Origin of the sequence: Sphingomonas sp. (assembly GCF_042091075.1) — a bacterium.
GTDB lineage: Bacteria > Pseudomonadota > Alphaproteobacteria > Sphingomonadales > Sphingomonadaceae > Sphingomonas.
In genome coordinates this window covers 1-7,501 of the sequence record NZ_JBELIE010000160.1, presented here as the reverse complement: position 1 = coordinate 7,501, position 7,501 = coordinate 1, and the positions used below count along the sequence as shown (strand labels likewise).

The 7,501-nt window shown below is 66.1% G+C and carries 7 protein-coding genes and 1 pseudogene; 4 read left to right on the top strand and 4 right to left on the bottom strand.

What is annotated here, in order from left to right:
* Positions 1–560: pseudogene (locus ACFDSW_RS13780) on the bottom strand (peptidase M28); the annotation flags it as partial.
* A gap of 111 nt (positions 561–671) precedes the next feature.
* Here ACFDSW_RS13780 and ACFDSW_RS13775 point away from each other — a divergent pair.
* Complete coding sequence (locus ACFDSW_RS13775) at positions 672–2,654, top strand: alpha/beta hydrolase family protein (RefSeq protein WP_375250854.1); 1,983 nt, start codon at positions 672–674, stop codon at positions 2,652–2,654.
* Between the two features lie 105 nt (positions 2,655–2,759).
* Here ACFDSW_RS13775 and rpsD read toward each other — a convergent pair whose 3' ends face one another.
* Complete coding sequence (gene rpsD, locus ACFDSW_RS13770; protein WP_375250853.1) at positions 2,760–3,374, bottom strand: 30S ribosomal protein S4; 615 nt, start codon at positions 3,372–3,374, stop codon at positions 2,760–2,762.
* A gap of 226 nt (positions 3,375–3,600) precedes the next feature.
* Between rpsD and ACFDSW_RS13765 the strand changes: the two genes are divergently transcribed.
* On the top strand, positions 3,601–3,909 hold the full coding sequence (locus tag ACFDSW_RS13765) for a chorismate mutase (protein ID WP_375250852.1): 309 nt from the start codon (positions 3,601–3,603) through the stop codon (positions 3,907–3,909).
* Positions 3,910–3,925: 16 nt separating this feature from the next.
* On the opposite strand, the gene ACFDSW_RS13760 is transcribed toward ACFDSW_RS13765, so the two are convergent.
* A complete protein-coding gene (locus ACFDSW_RS13760) occupies positions 3,926–4,657 on the bottom strand; it encodes a murein L,D-transpeptidase catalytic domain family protein (protein WP_375250851.1) in 732 nt (243 codons plus the stop codon).
* A 214-nt stretch (positions 4,658–4,871) separates the two neighbouring features.
* On the opposite strand from ACFDSW_RS13760, the gene ACFDSW_RS13755 reads away from it, so the two are divergent.
* Both ACFDSW_RS13755 and ACFDSW_RS13750 read left to right on the top strand, forming a co-directional pair.
* Entirely contained in the window at positions 4,872–5,462 is a 591-nt protein-coding gene (locus ACFDSW_RS13755; RefSeq protein WP_375250850.1) for a L,D-transpeptidase family protein, read from the top strand.
* Between the two features lie 34 nt (positions 5,463–5,496).
* Positions 5,497–6,198 (top strand): NAD-dependent deacylase, encoded by a 702-nt coding sequence (locus tag ACFDSW_RS13750; RefSeq protein WP_375250855.1) that lies wholly within the window; start codon positions 5,497–5,499, stop codon positions 6,196–6,198.
* Between the two features lie 48 nt (positions 6,199–6,246).
* On the opposite strand, the gene ACFDSW_RS13745 is transcribed toward ACFDSW_RS13750, so the two are convergent.
* Positions 6,247–7,501, bottom strand: a 1,255-nt coding sequence (locus ACFDSW_RS13745) for a toprim domain-containing protein (RefSeq protein WP_375250849.1), incomplete at its 5' end; no start/stop codon positions are given.

Below are 7,501 nucleotides of genomic sequence, written 5' to 3'. Positions count from 1 at the left end.
CGTCCGTAATAGGTCATCGCCCGGCCGTTGAACGGCCCGGTCAGGCCCGGCATCTCCCAATCGGGGTCGTTGACCAAGATCAGCACCGTCTTGCCGCGCACGTCGACGCCGGCATAGTCGTTCCAGCCCTTCTCCGGCGCATTGATGCCATAGCCGACGAAGATGACGGGGCTGTCCTTCACCGCGATATGCGGTGTGACGCGATAGCTGCCGATCACCATCTGCGGGCCGTAGGAAAGCGCGATCGGCGCCCCGGCGCCCCGGAACGTCAGCGGGGAGACGTTCTTCGCGGTGATCTCGACCAGCGGCACGTCCTGATACCAGCTGCCCTTGTTGCCCGGCTTCAGCCCCGCCGCGGCGAAGCGCTGTGCCAGATAGGCGACCGTCTTCTCCTCACCCGCGGTGCCCGGCGCGCGCCCTTCATAGGCGTCGGACGACAATTCCTTCGTCACCTCCTTCAGCGTCGCTTCGGACACCGTCGGCGCGGCGGTCTGCGCGAGGGCGGGGGTAGGGGCGGCGGCGAGCGCGATCAGGGGCAGGAGGGCGGACAGCCGGCGCATGATGGGTACCTCGGGTGACGTAGGGAACGCGCGCTTTGTGCCAATGCGGAGGCGATGTGTCCACGACGGTGCTTGCGGCGCCGTCCGCGCGCTGGAAAGATCGCGGCGGACATGAAGGGGGGCAGCATGCGGACAATGGGGGGAGTGGCCGTGGGCGCGATCGCCATCGCGTTGGCCGGCGGGGCGCGGGCGGAGCCCGATCTGGCGGATCGTTTCGGGGCGCGGGAGTCGGTGCACGATATCAGCATCGCACCGGATGGCCGGCACGTCGTTTATCTGACCCCCGGTCGCGGGCGGGCCACCGTGGTGGCGGTGATCGATCTCGCGGCGGACAAAACCGATCCGCTCAACGTTGGTGACGACCGCCTGTCGCCGGTCAGCTGCGGCTGGGCATCGAACGTCCGCCTGGTTTGCCGCTTCTTCGGTGTCGGCGACTATCTGGGGCTGCGCGTGCCCTATACCCGCACACTTGGATTTGACGCGAACGGCGCCAACCCCGTGTATCTCGGTCGCCGTTCGGGGGATGGCGCAGAGAAGATCAATCAATTCGATGCGCGGGTCATCGATTGGCGCGGCGGCGATGGCGGTGTGGTGATGGCGCGGACCTTCGTACCGGACACGGGGACGATCGGGAGTCACATCGGCGGCGACAGGACGCTTGATGGCCTTGGGATCGAACTCGTCGATACCGTGACCGGGAAAGCGCAACTGCTGGAGCGCCCGTCACCGCTGACGTCCACCTATTTCGCCGATGGGCAGGGCAATATCCGGATGAAGGCGGACGATCTGCGCAACAACGGCGTGCTGACGGGGACGACCGTCTATAGCTACCGGCTGGCCGGGGAGCGTGATTGGCGACCGTTCAGTCGCGACACGCTGAATACCAGGGATGCGCTGGTCCCGCTCGGCGTCGATGGCTTCCGCAACGTCGCTTATGCATCGAAGATGACCGACGGGCGGCAGGCCGTCTATCGCGTCGCGCTAGACGGGACGATGAAGATGGAGCTCGTCTCGAGCAGCCTCGAGGTCGATGTCGACTCGGTCGTTCGCATCGGGCGGCGCGGGCGTATCATCGGTGCGACCTATGTCACCGATCGGAGGCAGGTCGATTATTTCGATCCCGAGTATAAGAAGCTCGCCGCCGCGCTGGGCAGGGCATTGCCCAAGACGCCGCTGATCACCTTCGTCGGTGCGACCGCCGATGAAGGGCAATTGTTGGTCCATGCCAGCAGCGATACGCAGCCCGGCACCTACTTCCTTTTCAGCAAGGCGACCCGCCACCTCGACCATTTGCTATCCTCCCGATCCGAACTCAGCGATGTCGCAATGGGGGTGATGAAAGCTGTCACGTTCAAGGCCGGGGACGGCACGATGATCCCTGCCTATCTGACGCTGCCGCCGGGGAGCGACGGCAAGAACCTGCCCGCGATCGTGATGCCGCATGGTGGCCCGGACTATCGGGACGAATGGGGGTTCGACTGGCTGGTGCAATTTTATGCCACCGCCGGCTATGCGGTGCTGCAACCGCAATTCCGGGGATCGGCTGGCTATGGCGACGCATGGTTCGCCGGAAACGCCTTTCATTCCTGGCAGCTGGCGATCGGTGACGTTGCCGACGCGGGGCGCTGGCTGGTGAAGGAAGGCATTGCCGATCCGAAGAAACTGGCGATCGTCGGCTGGTCCTACGGCGGCTATGCCGCGCTGCAGGTCAATGTGGTCGATCCTGACCTGTATCGCGCCGTGGTGGCGATCGCGCCGGTCACCGATCTGGGGCGGACCAAGCGCGAGGCGGACGGCTTCACCAATCGTGCGCTGGTGGAGAGACAGATCGGGAAGGGCGAAAATGTCGTCCTCGGTTCCCCCGCGCGACATGCGGATCGTTTCAAGGCGCCGGTGCTGATGTTCCACGGCGACGACGATCTGAACGTCGGGGTCGCGCAGTCGCGATTGATGGACAAGCGCCTGCGCGAAGCGGGCAAGGCGTCGACCCTGGTCGTCTATCCCAAGCTGGACCACGCGCTCGATGACGGTGCAGCCCGGGCGGGCCTGCTGCGGCAGAGCGATGCGTTCATGAAGGCCGCCTTCGCGCGGTGATGCGGGGGATAGCGCGCCCCGCCATGACGGAACGAAGAAGGGGCGGCCTCCTTGCGGAAGCCGCCCCTTCTTCGTGCGCTGTCGGGCCGTCGCCGGCCCGTTACATCAACGGCTGTAGAACTCGACCACCAGGTTCGGTTCCATCTTCACCGGATAAGGCACCTCGTCGAGCGTCGGGACGCGGACGAAGGTGATCTTGGCATTGCCGTCCGGTGCGACATAATCGGGCACCTCGCGCTCGGCGAGCTGCTGCGCTTCCATCACCAGCGCCATTTCCTGCGCCTTGTTGCCCAGCGAGATTTCGTCGCCGACATCGACACGGCGCGACGCGACGTTGCACTTCACACCGTTGACGCGGATGTGGCCGTGGCTGACCAGCTGGCGTGCGGCGAAGATCGTCGGAGCGAACTTGGCGCGATAGACGAGCATGTCGAGGCGGCGCTCAAGCAGGCCGATCAGGTTCTGCGAAGTGTCGCCCTTCATCCGCGACGCTTCGTCATAGGCGTGGCGGAACTGCTTTTCCGTCACGTCGCCATAATAGCCCTTCAGCTTCTGCTTGGCGCGCAGCTGGATGCCGAAGTCCGACATCTTGCCCTTGCGGCGCTGGCCGTGCTGACCCGGGCCATATTCGCGCTTGTTCACCGGGGACTTCGGACGGCCCCAGATGTTCTCGCCCATGCGGCGATCGAGTTTGTACTTGGCGCTATGGCGCTTTGACATATCAGGTCCTTGCAATATACGAACGACGTGGCCGCCCCGGGGGGCGGAGTGGTCCCGGTATCGCGCTGCTGTTTCTCGCCGCGTCGAACAATATGTCGAACAGAGAGAAGCGCAGGCCCGCCGCTTCACCGGGGTGCGGGGGCGATTGCGAAGCGGCGCCCCTAGCCGTCAACCGCGCGGGAGTCAAGGAATGGACGGGCGCGCGCACAGGGCCTAGCAGCGGCGCATGAGCGAGATCCTGCCTGGCCCTGAATGCAGCACGATGACCGAGGTGCGTGCCGGGGTGGATGCGCTGGATCGCGAACTGGTCGCGCTGTTGCGGCGTCGCTTCGACTATATGGACGCGGCGGCGCGGATCAAACCCGCGCGTGGCGATGTTCGCGACGAGGCCCGCAAGGCGCAGGTGATCGCGCAGGCGCGCACCGCCGCCGAGGCGCAGGGGCTACCGGGGGAGGCGATCGCGGCGCTGTGGGAACGCCTGGTGGAGGCGTCGATCGCCTATGAACTGGCGGCGTTCGATCGGCGCGCCGGATAGCGCCGACGCGCGCCCCTCACACCTTGGCGGCGTAGATCATCCGGCCCGGCCCGAGCCGTTCGAACACTTCGGCCAACTCGCTCTCGCCCACGGCGAAGCAGCCCTGGCTGCGCCCCAGCATGCCGCGGCGCGAGATCATGTCGGGATTGGCGTACCAGGCGGCGTGAACGACGATCGCGCGTTCGAGCGCATTGTTGTTGGTCGGATCGAGCCCGATCAGCCGCTGCGACTTGCCGTGCTTGCCGACATAATAATCGTCGGCGACGAACGCACCCTCGCATGATGCGTTGGAGCCGTTCGCGTTCGAGAAGCGCTGCAGATAGCCGGTATGCGCCGGATCCGAGCCGCTGCCGTGTGCGACCAGCTTCGAGGTGACACGCCCGCTTTCCAGATTGATGAGGTGAAAGCGCGGCAGGTTCGATCCGGTCGAGAAATCCGCCACCGCGATCCGGTCACGTCGCGCGATGCGGCTGCCGTGACGTTCCAGCGCGGCCATCGCGCGGCGCATCAGATCCTGATTGACGCCGGGTGCCAGCACGCTGCGCGATATCGGCTGCGTGGCATGGCCGGCGCCGGTGCGCGCGCCGTGATAAAGATCGGGCGGCAACAGCGATTCGGGCGGCCCGCGACGCGAAACATCGCGCATCCCGGCGGACACTGCGCTGGGAATCATCAATGCGCCGGCAAACAGACTGCCCGTCTTCAACAATGCACGGCGCGACGGCGCCGCATCCTGCGACCAATTCATCGGTGGTAATGGTCCCCGCTAACTATCCCCGTCATTACCATAGAGAAGGTGAAGAATCCGCCACCTTCGGACTTGCTTTGAAGCATGTTCCGTGCACTGGTCGCAGATTACCCACGCTTCATCGCCGGCACCAAAAACCGCGTGGCGCGTTCCTTGGTCACCACTGCCACAGCGCGCGCCTCTCCCCGGCGGCGATGAACGGAAGGAGTGAACCATGCGCCGACTCGCCTCTGCCAGCCTGATGATTGCAGCATCGCTGCTGGTCAGCGTGGCGACACAGGCTGAGACGATGGACCCGCTGACGCTCACCGAAGCCGCCGCGACGTTGCCGCCGAACCGGTTCCTCTGGACGCAGAACGAGGCTCAGGGGCCGGTGAGCGTGCTGATCTCGATTCCCGATCAGCGCGCCTATGTCTTTCGCGGGCAGACGCTGATCGCGGCGTCGACCGTATCCACCGGCCGCGACGATAATCCGACCCCCACCGGGCGCTTCACGATCCTGCAGAAGGAAGCGGTGCATCGGTCGAACCTCTATGACGATGCCCCCATGCCTTATATGCAGCGGCTGACCTGGGACGGTGTGGCGCTGCATGCCGGGCGCAATCCCGGATTCCCCGCCTCGCACGGCTGTATCCGCCTGCCCACCGCCTTCGCCAAGAGGCTGTTCGATGTCACCGCGCTGGGGGCGACGGTGGAGGTGACCGATATGAGCTATATCTCGGGCGACCCGGCCCCGGTCAGCGACGCGGCGGAAGTGGCCGCGGCGAACGGCGCGACGCTCGATGCCGAGGTTGCGAGCCGTTGATGCGCGTCGCGCGCCGGAACGCTACGAACCGATCATGGATCACCCGCACCATATCGTCATCCTGACCGGCGCCGGTCTTTCCGCCGAAAGCGGACTCGCCACTTTTCGCGGGCCGGGGGGATTGTGGGAGGGCCATCGCGTCGAGGATGTGTGCACGCCCGAGGCGCTCGCCGCCGACCCGGCGCTGGTGCATCGTTTCTACGACCTGCGCCGTGCCGCGCTCACGACGGTCGCGCCCAATCCCGCGCATGTCGCGCTTGCCCGGCTGGATCGCGAATGGCGCGGCGAATTGTTGATCGTCACGCAGAATGTCGACGACCTGCATGAACGCGCGGGCGCCCGTCGAATGCTGCACATGCATGGAGAATTGCGCAGTGCATGGTGCACCCGCTGCGATATGCGCCTGGCGTGGGCCGATGATCTGCCGCCGGGATCGACATGTCCGGCCTGCGCCGCTCCGGCGCTGCGACCCGACATCGTGTTCTTCGGCGAGATGCCGTACCAGATGGAGCGGATCGACGCGGCGCTGGCGAATGCGGACCTGTTCGTGTCGATTGGTACGTCGGGCGCGGTCTACCCCGCCGCCGGCTTCGTACAGACCGCGCGTCATCACGGCGCCGCCACGCTGGAACTGAACCTCGAACCGTCCGCCGGAAGCGCGTGGTTCGACGAGACGCGGCTGGGGCCGGCGGGGACGCTGGTGCCGGCGTGGGTGGAGGACGTGCTGGCGCGCTGACCCCGGCCGCGCCACGCTCATCGTGGCGGGGCCGGGGGTAAGCGTCCCCTATACGTCGAGGTTGGCGACGCTCAGGGCATTCTCCTGGATGAACTCGCGGCGCGGTTCGACGACGTCGCCCATCAGCCGGGTGAAGATCTCGTCCGCCACATCGGCCTGGTCGATCGCGACCTTCAGCATCGAGCGGTTCGACGGATCGAGCGTGGTTTCCCACAATTGCTCGGCATTCATCTCCCCCAGGCCCTTGTAGCGCTGAATCGACAGGCCCTTGCGGCCCGCGGCGAGGATCGCGTCGAGCAATTGCGACGGGCGCGCCACCAGCGCCTCGCCCTTGCCGACGGCGACCACATCCTCACCCTCTTCGTCGGTAGTGTTCGGGTCGACGGATGTGTCGGTGGCGCTGCCCTTCACCGGCACCGGCTTGGCGGCGTGGACGAAACTGTCCGCCTGTTCGGCGGCGAGCGTATGCAGCTTGCGCGCCTCGGCGGAGGCGAGGAACGCCGCCTCGACGATATGATGGTCGGTCACGCCGCGCCACAGCCGCTCGAAATGGATGCCGCCGTCCTCGGTCAGCCGCGCGGACCAGGTCGCTTCGGTGTCGCCCTGATCCAGCCGGCGGGTCACCTCCGCGACCGCCGCAGCGCGCCGCTCGCGTGGCAGATCGGGGGTCAGCGCCCCGCCCAGCGCGAGCGTCTCGATGATCACCGGATCGTAGCGGCGTGGCACATAGCGCATCAGCGTGCGCATCCGGCGGGCATGCTCCACCAGCGGACGCAGGTGCACGCCGGTCAGCCCTTCGCCGCCGCGCTCCAGCATCATCGTGGCGAGACCCGCATCGACCAGATAATCGTCGAGCGCGGCATCGTCCTTCAGATATACTTCCGAGCGACCCTTGGTCGCCTTGTACAGCGGCGGCTGCGCAATATAGAGATGCCCGCCCTCGATGATCTCACGCATCTGACGATAGAAGAAGGTCAGCAGCAGCGTGCGGATGTGCGCGCCGTCGACATCGGCGTCGGTCATGATGACGATCTTGTGATAGCGCAGCTTCGACAGATTGAAGTCGTCGCGACCGATTCCGGTGCCCATCGCCTGGATCAGCGTGCCGATCTCCTTGGAGCCCAGCATCCGGTCAAAACGTGCGCGCTCCACGTTCAGGATCTTGCCACGCAGCGGCAGGATCGCCTGGAAATGGCGGTCTCGTCCCTGTTTCGCGGAGCCGCCGGCCGAATCACCCTCCACCAGGAACAGCTCGGATTTGGTGGGATCGCGCTCCTGGCAGTCGGCCAGCTGGAGATCGGAA

Bases quoted from the DNA above. Each gene is read 5' to 3' on its own strand.
- ACFDSW_RS13755 (WP_375250850.1), top strand. From the start codon at position 4,872: ATGCGCCGACTCGCCTCTGCCAGCCTGATGATTGCAGCATCGCTGCTG.
- ACFDSW_RS13760 (WP_375250851.1), bottom strand. From the start codon at position 4,657: ATGAATTGGTCGCAGGATGCGGCGCCGTCGCGCCGTGCATTGTTGAAG.
- ACFDSW_RS13750 (WP_375250855.1), top strand. From the start codon at position 5,497: ATGGATCACCCGCACCATATCGTCATCCTGACCGGCGCCGGTCTTTCC.
- ACFDSW_RS13775 (WP_375250854.1), top strand. From the start codon at position 672: ATGAAGGGGGGCAGCATGCGGACAATGGGGGGAGTGGCCGTGGGCGCG.
- rpsD (WP_375250853.1), bottom strand. From the start codon at position 3,374: ATGTCAAAGCGCCATAGCGCCAAGTACAAACTCGATCGCCGCATGGGC.
- ACFDSW_RS13765 (WP_375250852.1), top strand. From the start codon at position 3,601: ATGAGCGAGATCCTGCCTGGCCCTGAATGCAGCACGATGACCGAGGTG.